This window comes from Bradyrhizobium sp. URHD0069, from assembly GCF_000701345.1.
GTDB lineage: Bacteria > Pseudomonadota > Alphaproteobacteria > Rhizobiales > Xanthobacteraceae > Bradyrhizobium.
Map to the genome: position 1 here is coordinate 151,328 of NZ_JNIJ01000011.1, position 16,884 is coordinate 168,211.

A 16,884-nucleotide genomic window follows, 5' to 3' on the forward strand; every position below is an offset into this window, starting at 1 on the left:
AGGGAGTGACGGCGCGATCAGCCCGCGGGCGTCGCCTCGCGCGCATTGGCCCTATCCTTGCTGTGCGGATATTCGCAGCGCCACCGTACCGCGGTCCATTTCGGATGTTCGCCCACCCACTGTGCAATATAGGGCGGCGCGCCCGTCACGCACTGCTGCAGGGAAGCGGCCCCGGAAAACACCAGATGCGTCTCTTCGCACGTCGCCGGCGACAGCACGGCGCAGACTGTCACAATCAGATCGATAGCGTTCATGCCGAACACCCTTTGCTTCGGCAGCAATATAGCACAAGTAGAAACGGCGATGGCCTAACGAAGTTTCAAATAGCTGAGAAATCCAACCCGATACCGCCGGCGCAGTGCTGCGAGGGTCGGAAGATCAGAAACTAACCCCGAATATCAGCCTGGCTTGGTGGCGTTCGAAATTGAGGAGATCCAGGGCTGCAGTTGATCCGACCGCCCGCCCCCAGGCCTGAACGCTCCAGGCGGCTGTCAGCCGGGTGCGCTCCGACAATTGGAGGTACGCGGTCGGACCGACAAACAGCGCCTGCCCGGCAAACTCGCCCAGACCGATACCATCGTATTTCCTAAGATAGCGCACTTCGCCGCCGATGAGGAAACCCGGGCGGATTTGGGCCATCACAGCGATCGCGGCCCCAGCCGTCGATTCCTGCTCGGCGAGCCCCGTAGCGAGCAAATGTATCCATTCCGGCTCATAGAACAGATTGAATGCAGCCACGACGCGGTTTGGGATCAATTCCCGATCGAGGGCTAACCTCAGCTCGGTCCCGTATCTCCGGGCAAGGGCCGCCGTCGTCTCATCGATCCTGTCGGCATGAGTCTCCAGCGCCAATGTCAGACCGAACGGCGCTTCAACCCGGTCCAGAAATCTGTAGCGCAAATCAAGGAAGACACCTTGCCAAGCCAACTGGCGGCGGTCCTCAACTCCGGGGATGCCGTTGATATCGTGAGACGCAAAGGCGCTTCCCACCTCGATCCTGAAATTCTTGGCGGGTACGAACTCCAATTCGAATTCCTGGTTGATCGCCCGATACTTCCCGCCACCCTTGGAAAATTGTCCGGTGGTCTGGCTCTGGAATTCGCGTTCGCCGACGCTGCCGACATCCGTACCGATCATGAAGCCAAACAGATGCTCGGTACCGATGCCTTCCGCATGCACGCAGGCTGGAGCCAGCGTTGAAAAACACACCATCGCAGTCCGAAACGCCGCTGGACCAAAAGGAATCCACATCCAAGAACCGTTGGTGAATGGAAAACGACAGCATCACTGACGGAGAATAGGTTATCACAATGCGAAGATCGATGGCTAGGCGCAGAAACGCTCGATTCGTCACACTACACTGCCTGACCGGCATCTATATTGGACCCAATATATTGGACCCGAGGGTTGGGGCCGTGGCGGCGGTAATTTCAGCCAGAAGAGATCGAATGGCAAAGATTGTGGTACTCTATAAAAAGCCGAGCGACGCTGAAGTCTTCAACAAGCATTATTCTTCGGTTCACGTTCCACTTGCAAAGAAGATTCCCGGCCTGAAGAAGCATGACATCAGCGCGGGCGTCGTCGGAACTCCTGCTGGATCGAGCGGGATTCACCTCGTCGCCACGCTGTATTTTGATTCGCTTGACGCTCGGAAAGCAGGGCTGGCCTCACCTCAAGGGCAGGCCGCGGCGGCGGATCTTGCTAATTTTGCAGATGGTGGCGCTGACTTTTACTTCTTCGATACCAAAGACGTCTGAAGGCGACGCCGACACGCAGACGCTACACGAGACTGGCAGCGAGACTGCTGCGAGGCTGGCTGATAGTGTGTTTTGGGTCAGTACCAAGGCGTCAAACCCGGCAAACAGGTCAACAAGCCTGACGTTTTGCTCGGACGCCCTGCCGCGGCTCGAAGCATGAGGTCGCTTCTGGAGCCCGGCAGATCCGTCTCTAAGCAGTTATTTGCGCGCCGCGCAGGCGTACATGTTGATTTCCATGCCCACCGGCACTTCGATGATCTTCGGAGCTTTCCAAGTCATTCGGGCCTCCCATAGACTATGCGCGGTGTTCGCGCGGGAGTGAAAGTAAAACCGCCTCGGACGTAACGCAAGTGTGCAAATCATTGTATTGTTGTGCGTCGCTCGAAATGCGCGACGCCGCTTATTCAACAAGTTCGGATATGGTTCGACACGAACCAAAACCAGCGCCCCGTTCCGAGCGGTTATCACTGCGGCTTCGGGACTACCTCAATAATCGCAAGAGCGCCCGTCCGGCGCCGCTGTTTAGTTCCTTGGCATCCAGGGTTCCATCCTTGTCCGGGTTTGCCGCATTGAAGCGTTGCTCGACGACGGCAAGATATTGGTCTTCCGTCAGCGTTCCGTCGTTGTCGGGATCAGCAGCGGCCAACTCCCTCAATCTCCCGGCCAGTTCGCGCCTGTCGACGGTGCCATCATGATCGCGGTCCAGTCTGGTGAACAAGGCCGATGCAGGCTTCTTCACCTCCCCGAGGTCGAGCGTTCCGTCGTTGTCCGTATCGTACACTCGGACCGGATTGACGCGGCGGGAACCCGCGACGGCTGGCAGGCTTCCACCGAACAATGTCGCGACAGCGAATAGAATAGATCGGCGAGATATCATTGGAGGTCCCTCCCTGCATTTCTCCTGAACTGAAGTGCGGTGCGAACTGCGGGGTCACTTGCCATAGCAGCTGACAGCATGACGTACTTGTGGTCATGCGGTTCCGATTTGGATATGAATTGCAGACAACGAAGTGAGGGTGACCGGTGGGAAGTCACGTTTACAACGTCGTCAAGGCTCCGATTGGGTGGTCGCTCTTTTGCGACCGCGAACGCATCGGTGGCTATGTTTCGAGTGAAGCGGCGCTGGAGGCCGCAACGGCCATGGGCGCAAAAGCTCTTCGAGAGGGTTGCAGCATTCAGATCAACGTGCCGGGACCACAACCGCCCGAAATCGAAGACTTCGTGTCGTGGCCTGCGCGGTGGCACGTTGATCCAAAATAGCTAAGGGCTTGTCCGCCAGATATCGCCGATAGGTCGGCCGCGGCGCCTGACCCAGTGGGTGGGTTTCACAGGCGTATTCAACAGTCATTATCGGCCGTCTTTCCCGTCGGCTTGGCTCCCTCAGCCTGCTGCGCCGCCGTGGGTTGGCCCTGCATCTGCTTTTGCGCATCCTGTGAAGACGCCGCGACCTCTCCAGTTGCGCGGTTCATCGTGCCGGTCGGCGGGTGCTGAGGGACGTCTGTACTCATACCGGTCGTCTGTCCCTGCCCTGCGGAACCCACTGTAGGTCCGGAACCTGCGTCCTTCATGTTCGCGGCGCGGCCGGCGGTATCGCACGGGCCGGCCTGCGCGGCGCCAGCACTCAGAGCCATAACGGCAAAGCTCGCGAGAATGAGTGATGATTTCGTTTTCATCCGCTTCTCCCTTAGTTTCTCCTGGCTGCGGCCTTGCCTACCAGGAGGAGGAGAAACGGACCCATGCGTCTGAGGTTCCTCACGAACAAAAGTAAAATCACGTATAGTTTTATTGAGCGCTTTCTTGTTCGCGTTGCGTCAAGCTCAGAGGTTATGAGGCCACCCAAACGCATTGTGCTGGTGACGGCCGGATGCGGAGAATTCCATGCGCAAGATCCATCGGGTCTGTCCCGAACTTCAAGCTTGCCTGATATCGATATTGCTCATCGCGCTTGCCTGCCCCGGGGCGTTCGCCGAGCAAGCTTTCATCGCACCTGCGAGCTTGGCTCGCGTTGGGACGGTCGACGAACGCTTCCAATCCTACAACGTCGAAATGATCGAAGTGACTGGTGGACGATTCTGGAAGCCCTACGGATCCAGCACTTCGGATGGACCTTCGGATCTATACGAATACCGGCCGCCGACCGACCTCACTAACGCGCGGTTGCGAAAGCTGGCTGCAGCATTGTCACCGGCTTACATGCGCGTCAGCGGAACCTGGGCAAACGCCACCTATTTTGCGGACTCGGAATCCGCACCACCAGAACCGCCTCATGGATTCAATGGCGTTCTCTCCCAGCAGCAATGGCGAGGCGTCGTCAATTTCTCGCAAGCGGTTGGGGCACAGATCGTGACTTCATTCGCCGTGAGCCCAGGCACCCGCGATGCGGCCGGCATCTGGTCACCGCACCAGACGCGCCGCTTTCTCGACTATACCTCCTCGGTCGGAGGCCGTGTTGCCGCAGCAGAGTTTATGAATGAACCAAACCTTTTCGCGACAGGCGTTGCGCCAACGGGCTATGGTGCAGCCGCCTACGGACGCGATTTCAAGATATTCCGTTCATTTGTGAAGGAAAACTTTCCCGAGATATTTATCCTCGGACCCGGCACAGTCGGCGAGACGACCTCTGCTTCGGACCTGCTCGTTGCATCCGGCCACGGCGGGGTCGATGCGGTTTCGTATCATCACTACGGAACACTATCGGAGCGATGCCGCGGCACGAGTTCACCCGAGGCAGCGCTTTCCGAAGAGTGGTTCTCCCGGACCGATCAGACTCTGGCTTCCTACAGGTTGCTTAGAGACAAATTCGAACCTGGCAAGCCGATCTGGCTGACCGAAACGGCTGCGGCAGCCTGCGGCGGAAATCGCCGGGACGCGACCTTCCTCGATACGTTCAGATATCTCGATCAGCTTGGGCGCCTGGCGAAGGCCGGCGTTCAAGTCGTGATGCACAACACGCTTGCAGCGAGCGACTACGGCCTGATCAATGAGAAAACGCTGGCACCCAGACCAAACTACTGGGGCGCGCTGTTGTGGCGACAACTAATGGGAAGCACCGTGCTCGATTCTGGCCTGCCCATTCAAACGGGGCTTCATGTCTACGCGCATTGCCAACCACGCATGCGTGGTGGGGTTAGTCTTTTGGTCATCAACACCAACAGCAACGCGCCGCGCGCGCTGACGCTCGCCAGCGCTTCGGAGCGTTACACTCTGGATGCCGCGAACTTGCAAGACGGGACCGTACGTCTGAACGGCCGTACATTGGACTTGGGCGTCAAGGATGACCTGCCCCGCATCGGAGGCGTGCAGACAGCCGCGGGCGCTCTGACGTTCGCACCAACGACAATTACCTTTGTCGCCATTCCCGCAGCGGCAAACAGCGCCTGTCAATGACAGCTGATGAACTCGGGCTTTGCGCGTTACCAGTCCACCTCCAGTGGATTGGACACGTTTGCTCCTAGTTTGTGGGATTACCCGCTCTTCGGCTGCTGCGTTCAAGCACCCGTCAAATCGTCAGGGTCCTGAGCACCTTCAAAGCGCGAGACGAGGTCAACAGGCAATGCGACCAATTTCGCCGAACGGCTGATCGATGATCCAAAAATGGCAGCTGCGGCAATCTGTTTTGCAAGCCGCGTGTACTCCGACCATACCAGATAAAGCATCAGAGGCGGCTGCTCTCCATGAGCCAGCAGCTGAGCGCAACGGTCCGGGGCGCCCTCTGTGAACCACCATCGCTGCGCGAGCGTGACGACCTTTCGAAAATTGCGGATGGTGCCTGATTGTTGGGCAGGAGGAACGCCAGCCAATCCGGCGCAGTAGGTCAGCCAATTGAGGCCGGCTAAGATGGCAATTGCGAAATCCGTCGCCGCAGTGCCGGTAAAGTCGATCACGGTCTCCGCGTGAGGCCGCTGAACAAGGTAAGCATCTATCATTTCCATTTGCCGGACCGGCTCGCTCAACAGTTCAAACTCGCGGGCGGGCACCATCATTACGTATCGTACCGCTTCGAGCCGCGTATGGTCCCAGACCGATCCAACATCGCCACTGGCGTCCGAAAGCGTTCGCCTGCAGGCCGGGTAGATCAATTTCCCCCGATCAACCTCATCCATGTATTGGGGAACGCGCTTGCCTAATTCGTCAAGAATGACGTCAGGCCCGACGAAACCGCCTGGCGATCTCTTCTCTGTCTTCTGAGCCGAATGCTTTTTCGGATACCAGTCAAACAAGTCCGCCACCCACTTGTCGCCGATCCACAGACTACGACCGCAATCGATTGAAGTTCAAGAAGCTTCGATCGAGGCGATCTCGTGAGTTCGGGCCAAAAGACCAGATGGAGAGCCTCCCCTCGGTTCTGAATGCCAAAAAATCAGATTCTCTTCCCGATCAGCGGCCGAACCTGGGACGTTGGTCGATCGCATCGCGCAACCAGGAGTCCACATCGCCCACGCACGATCCGACTTACTCGAGACAAAATGCCTGCCACGAAATGCCTCATTTCCTGATCAAGAAAGCCTCATTTGCTGATCAAGAATGCCGGCGCTTCATAAACAATTCGGGGAATTATGATGCGCACCAAGTGGTCTCTCACTATTCATCACGAAGATCGGGGCGAACGTTCCATCATCTCGGAATGCCAATTCAACCATTTCGCGGACGTGCATGCGGCAATGAAAAGAAACAAGGGAAAAATCTTTGTAGTGGCTATTCCCAAGACGGCAAAGCCGATGGAAATCCAGGCGTTCCACAACCTGAAACAACTAGGATACGCCGTCGAAGCGCGATGATGGGTTGGGCGGCGCATTGGTTGAGTTGCACGGCAACGACGCCTGCCGGGACAGCAGCCTCGCGCTACCTTGAGGCCACGCTAGTGTGCATGAGCATCCAAAAAGCCAAAAATGGTGTTCATGTCGGACTGCGCAGGTAAGTCGCCGCCCGAATCATCGTCAATAACGCGTTGGCACGCTTCGATCGTGAGGATGTCGCCGAGGTCGCTGGCTGCCTCAAGGACAGTCCAGGCCGTTTCTACCCAGATATTGTCAGGCTTTGTCCAACTCGCAGCGATACACGAGGACTTCTCCGCGGATACGTGCCGCGCTCCTTCCGATGCCGTCATTTGCCCCCCTTTGTCATCTTTCAGGGCTTCATAGGCATCTAGCTTTAAAAACAAGCCCGCGGATTGACTCGCATTTGAACTTGCCCCCTACGAAAAATTCACCATGCGATCGCGGGCTGCCGCCAGGTAAACGTCCGTTCAATTAGTCAGGTACAAATCGGCGGAATTCGAATCTCCTTCGTTCAAATCTGCTCGCTATCGATGAGCCACCGCTTCTTCACGGCGGCCAATCATTCGAGGCGATAGACATGAACCACTCGCTGTATAGCGCTGATCGTCAAACACACCGTCGGATTGTTGGCTCGGCGTTTGTCGCAATACTGATTATCACAACGCTCAGCACCGCGATCATGTCAAAATTCGAACAGGAATCGGTGCAGTCTTCAGTTGCCGTGCTTAAAGCCGGCATACCGGTTGTCACAACTGACGGCGGCTATTTCATCGTTCGTTGAGGCGTGCCTGTTGCGAACAACTGCTGAAAGAGCGAGAACCACTCAAAGACTTTTCCGGTGATTGTGAGTGATGGCACCGCTACGCTCGTCGCTGCGCGCAGACATCAGGCCGGGCTGATCGAATGCGTCACCGAGTAGGATCGTTTTCCATGGCGAACTTCGCAAAATTTTTCTCAGCATAAGCGCGCGAACGCCTGAATCTTTCATCCCCGCCCCTATTTCCCCATCCTGGTTTGACCGCGTCGCCTTACCGGCGCTCCTGAACAGTCCTTCATCTGCGGGCTTTTTGCAAAATGGCCCGCCGCCAGTGGAACCCCGGGAATTAGTTCAGGGTTGAAACGTCCGAATTCACCGAGAATTCACAGGAGGATAGGCATGAAGCAGTCCGATATCTTCCGCGAAAACGCAGAGAACTGCGCTCATCTAGCGGAGTGCGCAGCCAACGAGCCCACGTATCACAGGTACAAGAGAATGGAAGCCGCATGGCTGGCGTTGGCCAACGAACAAGATTGGCTTGACGGCGAGATAGCTCCGACCCACGAGGCAAACGGAACACCACTGAATTCCAACGCGACCACATAGCAAAACGCCGCCTCGTCGGGGGCGGCGTTTCTGCTGATATCCGCCACGATCCGGCGGCCGATCGGCATCGATTACCGTCCGATCTGATCGCGGACATCGCGCAGGCTTTGAACGAGGCATATAGTTGCACTCCTGGCTCGCGTAAGAGCCATGGCAAGAACCGACAGCGGCCCATGACGGCGCAATTTTTTCGACTAGCCAGCCGCCCGTCGAGGCATCGAATTCGAGGCTACGTCGGCCGGCGCGGGAATCTGCATCAGAATGGTTTGACCTGCGGATGCGATTTCGATTCCGCACTCCTGGAATCGTCGCTTCATGCGGCGGTTGAATTCGCGCTGGACTGGCCAGCGACCGCTGTCGGTGCAGCGAATCTGGCCGACGATCGACGCCATCGAGCCGTCCACCTTGTCGACGCCCCACAGTTCGAGATCGCCGCGGATCGCCTGGCGGTATTCGGGCTCGCGACGCATTTCCGCAACGATATCCTTGAGTATCTGGCCGGCGCGGTCGGTGTCTTCCTTGTAGGAAACGTTGACGCTGACGGCCGCATTACCGGCACCACGGCTTGAATTGGTGATCGTCGTCACGGCGCTGAAAGGAACGATGTGCACCGAGCCGTCACCGGCCCGCAGACGGATGGTGCGGATCGAAACATTCTCGACTGTCCCTGACAGGCCGGACACACTAACGTTGTCACCGACCTGGACAGTATTTTCCAGCAAGAGGAACAGCCCGGTAATGAGGTCCTGCACCAGTTTCTGCGAACCGAAGCCGATGGCGATACCGACGATCCCGGCGCCGGCCAGCAACGGCGCAACGTTGACGCCGATTTCGCTCAGCGCCGTCAAACCAACCACCGTGACGATCAGGCACAGCAGCGCCGTTCGCAGCATCGGCTGAAAGGTACGCAGCCGCGCCGCGCGCGCGAAGTGACCGTCGCGCGACAGGGCATTGAGCTGGCGATCCATCAGCGCGTTGCTTGCCTCCCAGATCGCCGCCGCTGCAAGCGCGGCGATGCCGATCGTCACTACCGCCGACAACAACCGGCTGCCGATCTGGCCGCCGTAGAACCAGACGATGGCATCCATACCCCAGACTTCAAGCAGTGCAACGAAGCCGATGAAGGCGATGACAGCCGAGACGATTTTGCGCAGTAGCGGCAGATAGCGATTGGCGCGGGCCTCGAGGCCGGGGAAGCGCTGCAGGATATCCGGGCTGATGCTGAAACCGCGATCGATCAGGCTCAGCACCGCGATGGTGGCGAGCCGCGCGATCAGTGCGACCGCGACGGTGCCCGCAAAATACTGTAGCAGCAGTGAGTAACCATTGCGGATATTCAGCGCCCACACAGCCCACAGTGCGAGGTCCAAAGCGATCGCAAGATAGTGCCACAGGCTGGCGACGCGATTGCGCACCCTGGCCGCTGCGCCCTCGCGGCCGGCCGGCGCGCGAATGGCCTCGGCGACCTGCCGGCGACACTGCAGGATGATGACGACGATGAAGAGGTGAACGACCAGCATCACCAGACGCAGCAGCGCGGCGTAGCCGGCGCGATGCAAGCCCAGCAGCAGCGCCACATTGGCAAAGGCGATGCCCGATACGCCGACGGTGACGATGCGTCGAGCCCAGATTTCGATATAGGCCGCGGTCTCGGCGCGAACGCGAAACAGACCGAAAGGTCCCGCCAGCGCCCGCGCGACACAGATCAGCCCGCGCGACAGCGCGTAGGCATTCACGACCGCGAGGATCACAAGCCGGGTAGTTGCGAGATCGCCGATCTCGGTACCCAACAACATCGAGGCGACACCGACGAAGACGAGCACCGGCAGCAGCTCGAGCGCGAGACGCGCCAGCACGAACGGCAGCCTGATCAGCGATTGCCAGGCACGCGCCAGACTAAGACGCCGTTTTTGCAGTGCGGGCTCTGCGATGATATCCGCCGCCGAGGATGGCGGATCGCCTATCGCCAGCGTCTGCGCCGGCGCCCGCGCCGTTCGCGGAAGGCGCGCTTCCAGCAGAACTACCGGCCGCTTGATGAGACGGAAAATCAACCATTCGACAGCGAAGGCGCAACCGAACACCAACGCCAGTTTCCACGCGATATCGAGTAACTGATTATAAGCGGACGGATCGTTGGCCGTTCGCACGATCCAATAGTAGAACGCTGGAAAGCGCGTCAGCGTCCGCGCCATGTAGGCGATCTCTTGCGAGATCTCGCCGACCTGCTCGGACACCGTCAGCAAGAGCTGTGCGCCAAGGCTGTCCGCCGTGAGTGGAACCGCGGGTTGCGGTCCGGGCGCGGGTTGCGCCTCCGGTGAGGCAGTGGCGATAGCACGCAGCGTAGCGATCATCTGCGCGCGCTTCGTGTCGTCCTGAAGCGTATCGAGCGCCCGCTTCGCCTGATCGGGCGTCAGCACATCGGCGTTGTTCGTGGCTGAGACGGCTGCCTTAGGCGCAGCGCCCGTCTGAGCAAAAGAAGGCAAGGCAAACAACGCGCAGGCGAGCAGGATTGACGGGAACAGTTTGTGCGACACGAAGGCCCCTTTGAATACGTGCACAATAGCAAAACCGGAATCGGTACCAGCCTTCGCGCATGCGTCATGTCGGATCGCCCCTTTTCGCCGCTATCGTGTGTCGGAATTTTGCCACTGTGGCGGCTTTCTCTTGGCATTTGCCGCATCACAAAAATGCCGCAGCGACTAATCGCCGGTAGCTTCGACGCCTATTCTGGGCGCTGGGCATCCAGGGATAGGCTGCGGAGGTCTTCCACGACCCGACCTCCAACACAGATTCCCGTCATCCCTGCTCAGCACCCTTTGCAGATGCCTTTCATCTTCTGATCGACTTTCGGGGATCTCGGCGTCACCTGGCATTGAAGGGCCGGGTGCAGTCGTTCGAGTCTGTCGCCGACGCCCTAAAGCAGCGGTGGAAGTAGCTTCAGCGCTCTGCGGCCAAGAGCTGTGTATACCGAAAAACTCAAACCCGGACGTAATGATGGTGAAGTCCGCCAAGGATGGCGTGCGATTTGATGCTTCCAATTCGCTGAATTTGGCGAGTGACCGGCGCATCCTTATCCAGTGATCGATGCGTCCTGATGTCATTGTAATAGCGTGCGTACGATTGCAGAATCCGGTGCAGATGCACCTCGCCCAAGACAATGATGTGGTCCACACACTCGCGCCGGATCGATCCGATCAGTCGTTCGGCAAAGCCGTTCTGCCAGGGTGAGGCTGGTGCAGTAGGCTTGTCCCGGATGCCCATGGCGCGCAATCGGCGCGTGACGACGCGGCCATAGATCCGGTCGCGATCGCGGATAAGGTAGTGCGGAGCCTCATCCCAAGGAAATGCCTCCGTGATCTGACGTGCAACCCATTCGGCCGTGGGATTTGCTGTGACGTTGATCCAGATGAGGTCTCTGCGGTCGAGCCGGACGATGACGAAGGCATAGAGCAGATCGAAACCGATAGTTGGAACGACGAACAAGTCCATGGCGGCAATGTCTGGCGCGTGGTTACGCAAGAAGGTCCGCCAGCCCTGGCTGGGCGTCCCCCGCCGTTTGACCATGTACTTGGCGACGCTCGACTGCGCGACCTCAAACCCGAGCTTGAGCAGTTCGCCGTGGATGCGTGGCGCGCCCCAAAGCGGATTTTCGACGCTCATCCGCCGGATCAATACGCGCAGCTCCGTGTCGATCGGCGGTCGCCCTCCCGATGGGCGCGACTTCCAACGCCAGTAGCGGCGAAAGCCGGCCCTGTGCCACCGCACGAGCGTCTCGGGCTGGATGATTGTGAGGACCTGCAGGATTGATGGAAACCAGCGATACAGCTGGATCAAGAACCAGCGATCATGGTTCGTGAGCCGGACGCGACCATGCAGTCCACGCCTCAAGACAATCAACTGATGTCGAAGCGCCGCGTTCTCAGCCTCAAGCCGCAACTTCGACTTGAATGGCGAGGCCAGAACGGCCAGAACGAAACAGAACAGCCCGATCATTCCGCCAGCTTAGGCGATTCCATCACGTCATCAACTCTGGTAAGGTTTTCGGTACACACAATGGCTCGGGCAACCTGGTGTACCAGTTCACACGATCGGGCTCGAACACTGCACCTTTGACTATCAATTTCAGCGTATCAGGAACGGGAACGCTGCCGGGGAGCGACTTCACCGTCACCGGCGCAAACAGCTTCTCGACGGCAGGGGCAGCCGATCCGAACCTCCAGTCCTTCAACACCTACGCCGTGAAGCTCGCGCAATACGCAACCACAGGCGCGGCCGACGGTGCCATTCCGACCAACCCGCACGCCAATTCCGCAACCGACGTCTACCTGTACGAGACCTGGGCGCGGCCGAACATGGTTACAGTTGCGCTTGTCGCGAACACGAACGACCAGACGGGGGCCGTCACGACGACGACGACGACGGCGCCGGAGTATTACCTCTCGCTCGAGGCGATGACAGCGGATCTGCGCGCCGCCTACGAGGGCCTCGCCGCGGCAAATCCAATCTTCGCGGGTGTGGCTCCCGTTGGAGCGGCCTTCCTGCGCGCCGTTCAGGACGGCACGGCGACGCGCGATCCTTACGCACCCGACGCGGGCACGGACGGCAAGGTCGACCTGTGGTGGGACGACAACTTGCATGCCAGCAAGTACGGCTCCTATCTCAGTGCGCTCACCCTGTTCGGAACGCTCACGGGTCTCGATCCCCGCTCGCCGGGTCCCGCCGAGCACGCCGCGGCCGATCTCGGCATCACAGAGGCAGAGGCCGCGGCGCTGCAACGGGTCGCGGCGGCGACGCTCGGCTTCTCGCTCGATGCGCATTGGACGACCCCCGGACAGGTAACCGAACTGCCGGGCGGCATCACGGGGTTGCTCGCGACCGCCGGATCGTTCGGCTTCTCAGATTCCGACGTGGCCGACATGCACAACATCACAGTCACCCCACTAACGCCGGGCGCAGTCGGCACATTCACTGCCGTATTACACACCGATACCACCGGAGACGGGACGGGAGGTACGATCAACTGGCTTTTCACCGTGGACAACGCTGCCGTTGCGTTCCTCGCCCCCGGCGAAACACGCGTCGAGCACTTCTCGTCACGATTTCCGACGCCAACGGTGGCTTGGCCCAGCGCGACATCGCGGTCACCATCAACGGAAGCTACAATGACGCGCCGGTGGCGTCGAACGATTTTGCCTATTCTCAAGTTGCCGGCATTTCGGTCGATGCGCCTGGCGTTCTCGGTAACGATACAGATCCAGAGGGAGACCCGCTTGTTGTGAGCGCCGTAAACGGGCTCGGGGTCAATGTCGGCATCCCCACGGCCGGCACCCATGGCCATTTGGCACTGTTTTCGAACGGACATTATGGCTACGCGGCTGACAACAGCGCGGCCCTGGCCTTGGCACCGACCGGGAGCCACCTGCACGACACCTTCAGCTATACGGTCAGCGATGGTCACGGCGGCACGGCCAGTGCCACGCTCGACATCACACTCAACCGTGGCCCGGGCGCGGCGGCCGATACGGCCATAGCGACGACGGGCATCGGCGGCACCGCCTCGGGCAACGTGCTTGCCAACGACAGCGACGCCGACGGCGACGGCCTCGCCGCGGCGGCGGGCACAATGCTCGGATCGCACGGCACCTTGGTGCTGAGCGCGGACGGCGGCTACACCTACACCGTCACCAACCTGACCGGCGCCGCGGGCAGCCAGCTGCACGACATCTTCAGCTATACGGTCAGCGATGGTCACGGTGGCACGGCCAGTGCGGCGCTCGACATCACGCTCAATCGCCCGCCAATTGCCGCCAATGACTCAACTGCCGTTACCAAAGGCGGAACTTTTCACGGAAACTTACTGACCAACGACTCTGACCCCGATGGCGACGCAATCGGGCTTACGGGCGTTGTTGGCGGTAGTTTCGGGCACAGCATCGCCGGCACATACGGCTCCTTCACCCTGAATGCGGATGGCAGTTACACCTATGTCGCCGCGAAGGGCGCCTTGCCGGACCAAATCGTCCCCCAGGATACATTCACGTACACCTTCGGGGACGGGCATGGCGGCAACACTCAGGCGACTGTGAGCGTTGTCGTTCTCAATCCCAGTCAGTCCTATCAGGCCGGCACCAATACCACGCTGAATGGCGGCAACGGCCTGGACGTGCTCGACGGCTCGTTCGGGCACGACACTCTGCTGGGTGGCAACGGACCCGATGTGCTGATCGGCGGAGTGGGTGACTCACTCACTGGCGGCAATAGTCCGGATACTTTCCTGTTCAGGCCCGGCTTCGGCGCGAACACCATCACCGATTTCGATGTGCACAACGACGCGGTGCAGATCGACAAGTCAGTGTTTCAAAACCTGGCCGACCTGTTCGCACACGCGAGCAATTCCGCCGCGGGGGTAGTCATCAATGATGGGGCGGGGAATACAATCACATTCACAGGCGTAACGCTTGCCGACCTGCAAGCCCACCAAAGCGACTTCCACTTGGTTTGACTGAGAAGCGGTTCGGTCAAATCCCGGCGAGCCCGCGGATCGAACGATAAGATTTGACAGGGGTTGTTAGCGTTTTGGCGGCGCCGGCACTAGCGGTAGCTTTGGTCAGCGAAGCAGGCACCAGGGCTGAAGCTCGAAGTCGTGCTTTTCCCGTTTTCTGGCGCTCAATAGGCTGCGCACGAGCCGACGCAGTCGCTCTGGAAAACGAGTGGCGTTGGCAAGCCGAAACTTGTGTATCCCAATTCGATTTGACTGAGCGATACCGAATACAATCGAGAAATATACGAACAGATTCGCCTGCCAACCCTAGCGCGCAGTGGGATTATTCTTCGGTCTCCAAGGCGAGTCTCCAGAAAACGGGAGTTTTCCTGGATTCGGCTGGAGACTTTCGGGAATTTTTGGCCGAAAAAGTGCGAACGCCGGTCTCCAGAGACTTTCGACGATAAGAAAAGCCCGCATTTGGCGGGCCTTTCTCGTCAAGAAAAGGAAATTCTCCAAAAACAGGAATGGGTGGCTGGAGTGAGAGGATTCGAACTCACGCATTCCCGATCGAACCGCGTCTCTGGGCGGGGCTCGTCGAATTCGGGAATGCGACGGATCGGGCCGTTGGGCCTTTCGTTGAGGGCCGCGGCGTTGACGCGCTGGCCCCGACGCTTGCTACGCAACTCCAACGCTACGCGATGCGCAGAGCCTGAGTTGGTGGTGGCCGAGCGACCAGCGATGCGAGCCGCCTCAGATTCTGAGCGATGGCGGCCAGAACAAACTCATCCTGGGCGCCTCGTGGACCATGCAGGCTGGCGCGCGCAAATCGGTAATCGCCGCGATGGCCGAGGAGAGGACGCAGCGTGCTACAGCAATCTCGAGGTGTCGAACAAAGACGGCGGCAAGCAGTTGGATGCCGCCAGCGAACGTCAGGCGCGTTCGCCGGCTGCCCGACGCCGGGCCGCAATGTGTTCGGCTTCCTGGGTTAGCAGGCGGCGATCTGGCTTGTTGGTCGCCGACAGCGGAATCTCGGACCGGAACTCGATGAAGCGCGGATGCGCGAAGGCCGGTCCATTGTCGATCGTGAATTTCTTGATCGCGGCCTCGTCGACCTTGGCACCGTCCTGCAGCACGACGAAGGCGAACGGCAGCGTGCCCTTGATCTCGTCCGGCACAGGCACGACCGCGGCTTGGTGCACCCCCGGCATCCGCTCGACCAGCTTCTCGACTTCGCCCGGCCAGACATTCTCGCCGCCGACCACGAACATGTCGTCGGCGCGGCCGAGGAAATGGAAGAAGCCGTTCTCGTCGCGGCGCATAATATCGCCAGAGCGATACCAGCCGTCGCGCATCACTTCGGCGGTCTTTTCCGGCCGGTTATTGTATCCTTCCATGAGCATCAGGCTCTTCATGTAAAGCACGCCCTCGTCCGGGGACGGACCCTCCCGAAGCTCGGCCAGTGCGCCCGGCACCGGATAGCCCAGCGCCGTGTCCGGCCGCGGCAAACCGTCGGGATGCGGACCGAACACGCCCGGTCCCGCCTCGGTGGTGCCGTAAGCGTTGCTGATCGCTGCGCCCGGGAACAGGCCTTGCACCTTCTCGACCAGCGGCTTTGTCAGCGGCGCCGACCCCATCATCACGTTGGTCACCGACGAGAAGTCGAGCGTTCCGACCAGGTCGCGCTCGCGCGCCAGCATCGCCATCATTGTCGGTACCGATGTCAGCCAGGTGACCCGATACTTGGCGATCGCCAGGACGTAGAGTCGCGCATCGAAGGCCGGCAGCAGCACTATTGATGCTTCGGCGTGCAGAGCGGTCTTGACGCTGATCGTCGCGTTCATGTGGAACATCGGCGCGGCGACGATGTAGCGGTGGTGCGAACGATCGCCGGCTCGTGCCGCGGCATCCAGCGCCCACATCTGCGACTCGTGCGACAGCAGCACGCCCTTCGGCATGCCGGTCGAGCCGGAGGTGTAGAGGACCGTGGCGATCTCCCGGCCCTTCGGTTCGAACGCGGTGAAGGGGCCGTAGTCGAGCAGCGCGGCGTAGCCGTCGGCGATATCGAAATCGATGCCGAGCAGATGACCCGGCACCAGCGACGCCCGCTCGTGGTCGTGAAACACTGCGCGAAGGTCGGCATCCTTGACGATGTACTCGACCGTTTCCCGCGCCAGTTTGAACGAGATCGGCACCGCGACCATGCCGGCCCGCATGATCCCGAGATAGGCCGCGATCATCGGCGCCGAATTCAGCGACATGATGCCGATGCGGTCGCCCTGCTTCAGCCCCTTGGCGATTAGGCCGCGCGCCACCGCATCGCAAGCGGCGTCGAGCGCGGCGTAGGTGACTTCTTCCGGTCGGTCGGGCTGACGAAGATCGATGATCGCGACCTTGGCGGGACCTTTCGACGGATCGAAGCAGCAACCGAGATTACGGGACGGCCAGGACATCACTTCCACTCCAGAGAAAGTTCAACGCGACGACCCGCTCGCCGATGCGCGC

The 16,884-nt window shown here is 59.9% G+C and carries 17 protein-coding genes; 7 read left to right on the forward strand and 10 right to left on the reverse strand.

Translation table 11 applies throughout. From position 1 onward, the window contains the following. Window positions 1-17: 17 nt before the first annotated feature. Both N554_RS0106195 and N554_RS0106200 read right to left on the reverse strand, forming a co-directional pair. Entirely contained in the window at window positions 18-254 is a 237-nt protein-coding gene (locus N554_RS0106195) for a hypothetical protein (RefSeq protein ID WP_029582687.1), read from the reverse strand. Window positions 255-378: 124 nt separating this feature from the next. After that, complete coding sequence (locus tag N554_RS0106200; RefSeq protein WP_029582688.1) at window positions 379-1,212, reverse strand: hypothetical protein; 834 nt, start codon at window positions 1,210-1,212, stop codon at window positions 379-381. A gap of 236 nt (window positions 1,213-1,448) precedes the next feature. Between N554_RS0106200 and N554_RS0106205 the strand changes: the two genes are divergently transcribed. Continuing rightward, complete coding sequence (locus N554_RS0106205) at window positions 1,449-1,757, forward strand: EthD family reductase (protein ID WP_029582689.1); 309 nt, start codon at window positions 1,449-1,451, stop codon at window positions 1,755-1,757. A gap of 198 nt (window positions 1,758-1,955) precedes the next feature. Here N554_RS0106205 and pqqA read toward each other — a convergent pair whose 3' ends face one another. From pqqA to N554_RS0106225, 3 genes are all read right to left on the reverse strand, one after another. Then, window positions 1,956-2,036 carry a pyrroloquinoline quinone precursor peptide PqqA gene (gene pqqA / locus N554_RS35475; protein ID WP_036052504.1) on the reverse strand — a complete coding sequence of 27 codons (81 nt, stop codon included), beginning with the start codon at window positions 2,034-2,036 and terminating at the stop codon, window positions 1,956-1,958. Window positions 2,037-2,238: 202 nt separating this feature from the next. Beyond that, window positions 2,239-2,634 (reverse strand): EF-hand domain-containing protein, encoded by a 396-nt coding sequence (locus N554_RS0106215; RefSeq protein WP_029582690.1) that lies wholly within the window; start codon window positions 2,632-2,634, stop codon window positions 2,239-2,241. Between the two features lie 460 nt (window positions 2,635-3,094). Next, window positions 3,095-3,430 (reverse strand): hypothetical protein, encoded by a 336-nt coding sequence (locus N554_RS0106225; protein ID WP_029582692.1) that lies wholly within the window; start codon window positions 3,428-3,430, stop codon window positions 3,095-3,097. Window positions 3,431-3,635: 205 nt separating this feature from the next. On the opposite strand from N554_RS0106225, the gene N554_RS0106235 reads away from it, so the two are divergent. Then, window positions 3,636-5,144, forward strand: a complete 1,509-nt coding sequence (locus tag N554_RS0106235; RefSeq protein ID WP_051677344.1) for a glycosyl hydrolase family 79 N-terminal domain-containing protein — start codon at window positions 3,636-3,638, stop codon at window positions 5,142-5,144. 101 nt (window positions 5,145-5,245) lie between these two features. On the opposite strand, the gene N554_RS0106240 is transcribed toward N554_RS0106235, so the two are convergent. Further along, window positions 5,246-5,740, reverse strand: a complete 495-nt coding sequence (locus N554_RS0106240; RefSeq protein WP_156041806.1) for a hypothetical protein — start codon at window positions 5,738-5,740, stop codon at window positions 5,246-5,248. Between the two features lie 576 nt (window positions 5,741-6,316). Between N554_RS0106240 and N554_RS0106245 the strand changes: the two genes are divergently transcribed. Beyond that, window positions 6,317-6,535 (forward strand): hypothetical protein, encoded by a 219-nt coding sequence (locus N554_RS0106245; RefSeq protein ID WP_156041807.1) that lies wholly within the window; start codon window positions 6,317-6,319, stop codon window positions 6,533-6,535. An 80-nt stretch (window positions 6,536-6,615) separates the two neighbouring features. On the opposite strand, the gene N554_RS0106250 is transcribed toward N554_RS0106245, so the two are convergent. Next, on the reverse strand, window positions 6,616-6,864 hold the full coding sequence (locus tag N554_RS0106250) for a hypothetical protein (protein ID WP_156041808.1): 249 nt from the start codon (window positions 6,862-6,864) through the stop codon (window positions 6,616-6,618). Window positions 6,865-7,112: 248 nt separating this feature from the next. On the opposite strand from N554_RS0106250, the gene N554_RS0106255 reads away from it, so the two are divergent. Both N554_RS0106255 and N554_RS41745 read left to right on the forward strand, forming a co-directional pair. Next, on the forward strand, window positions 7,113-7,316 hold the full coding sequence (locus tag N554_RS0106255) for a hypothetical protein (protein WP_029582697.1): 204 nt from the start codon (window positions 7,113-7,115) through the stop codon (window positions 7,314-7,316). 375 nt (window positions 7,317-7,691) lie between these two features. Next, window positions 7,692-7,898 (forward strand): hypothetical protein, encoded by a 207-nt coding sequence (locus N554_RS41745; RefSeq protein WP_081851124.1) that lies wholly within the window; start codon window positions 7,692-7,694, stop codon window positions 7,896-7,898. Window positions 7,899-8,092: 194 nt separating this feature from the next. On the opposite strand, the gene N554_RS0106265 is transcribed toward N554_RS41745, so the two are convergent. Continuing rightward, on the reverse strand, window positions 8,093-10,432 hold the full coding sequence (locus N554_RS0106265; RefSeq protein WP_029582698.1) for a mechanosensitive ion channel domain-containing protein: 2,340 nt from the start codon (window positions 10,430-10,432) through the stop codon (window positions 8,093-8,095). Between the two features lie 442 nt (window positions 10,433-10,874). Beyond that, window positions 10,875-11,891 carry an integrase core domain-containing protein gene (locus tag N554_RS41750; RefSeq protein WP_029582699.1) on the reverse strand — a complete coding sequence of 339 codons (1,017 nt, stop codon included), beginning with the start codon at window positions 11,889-11,891 and terminating at the stop codon, window positions 10,875-10,877. Window positions 11,892-12,007: 116 nt separating this feature from the next. Between N554_RS41750 and N554_RS41755 the strand changes: the two genes are divergently transcribed. Both N554_RS41755 and N554_RS0106280 read left to right on the forward strand, forming a co-directional pair. After that, window positions 12,008-13,177: a hypothetical protein gene (locus tag N554_RS41755; protein ID WP_051677347.1), complete on the forward strand. Its 1,170-nt coding sequence runs from the start codon at window positions 12,008-12,010 to the stop codon at window positions 13,175-13,177. Beyond that, window positions 13,072-14,400 (forward strand): Ig-like domain-containing protein, encoded by a 1,329-nt coding sequence (locus tag N554_RS0106280; RefSeq protein WP_245283539.1) that lies wholly within the window; start codon window positions 13,072-13,074, stop codon window positions 14,398-14,400. Before N554_RS41755 ends, N554_RS0106280 begins: the two co-directional genes overlap by 106 nt. Window positions 14,401-15,311: 911 nt before the next feature. Here the strand turns inward: N554_RS0106280 and N554_RS0106290 are convergent. Then, window positions 15,312-16,832 carry a class I adenylate-forming enzyme family protein gene (locus N554_RS0106290; protein ID WP_029582703.1) on the reverse strand — a complete coding sequence of 507 codons (1,521 nt, stop codon included), beginning with the start codon at window positions 16,830-16,832 and terminating at the stop codon, window positions 15,312-15,314. Window positions 16,833-16,884: the final 52 nt, after the last annotated feature.

Excerpts from the sequence above, each read along its gene's own strand:
- pqqA (WP_036052504.1), bottom strand. The coding sequence starts at position 2,036 with ATGACTTGGAAAGCTCCGAAGATCATCGAAGTGCCGGTGGGCATGGAA.
- N554_RS41750 (WP_029582699.1), bottom strand. The coding sequence starts at position 11,891 with ATGATCGGGCTGTTCTGTTTCGTTCTGGCCGTTCTGGCCTCGCCATTC.
- N554_RS41745 (WP_081851124.1), top strand. The coding sequence starts at position 7,692 with ATGAAGCAGTCCGATATCTTCCGCGAAAACGCAGAGAACTGCGCTCAT.
- N554_RS0106195 (WP_029582687.1), bottom strand. The coding sequence starts at position 254 with ATGAACGCTATCGATCTGATTGTGACAGTCTGCGCCGTGCTGTCGCCG.
- N554_RS0106290 (WP_029582703.1), bottom strand. The coding sequence starts at position 16,832 with ATGTCCTGGCCGTCCCGTAATCTCGGTTGCTGCTTCGATCCGTCGAAA.
- N554_RS0106225 (WP_029582692.1), bottom strand. The coding sequence starts at position 3,430 with ATGAAAACGAAATCATCACTCATTCTCGCGAGCTTTGCCGTTATGGCT.
- N554_RS0106235 (WP_051677344.1), top strand. The coding sequence starts at position 3,636 with ATGCGCAAGATCCATCGGGTCTGTCCCGAACTTCAAGCTTGCCTGATA.
- N554_RS0106200 (WP_029582688.1), bottom strand. The coding sequence starts at position 1,212 with ATGGTGTGTTTTTCAACGCTGGCTCCAGCCTGCGTGCATGCGGAAGGC.
- N554_RS0106245 (WP_156041807.1), top strand. The coding sequence starts at position 6,317 with ATGCGCACCAAGTGGTCTCTCACTATTCATCACGAAGATCGGGGCGAA.
- N554_RS0106205 (WP_029582689.1), top strand. The coding sequence starts at position 1,449 with ATGGCAAAGATTGTGGTACTCTATAAAAAGCCGAGCGACGCTGAAGTC.
- N554_RS0106215 (WP_029582690.1), bottom strand. The coding sequence starts at position 2,634 with ATGATATCTCGCCGATCTATTCTATTCGCTGTCGCGACATTGTTCGGT.
- N554_RS0106255 (WP_029582697.1), top strand. The coding sequence starts at position 7,113 with ATGAACCACTCGCTGTATAGCGCTGATCGTCAAACACACCGTCGGATT.
- N554_RS0106250 (WP_156041808.1), bottom strand. The coding sequence starts at position 6,864 with ATGACGGCATCGGAAGGAGCGCGGCACGTATCCGCGGAGAAGTCCTCG.
- N554_RS0106240 (WP_156041806.1), bottom strand. The coding sequence starts at position 5,740 with ATGATGGTGCCCGCCCGCGAGTTTGAACTGTTGAGCGAGCCGGTCCGG.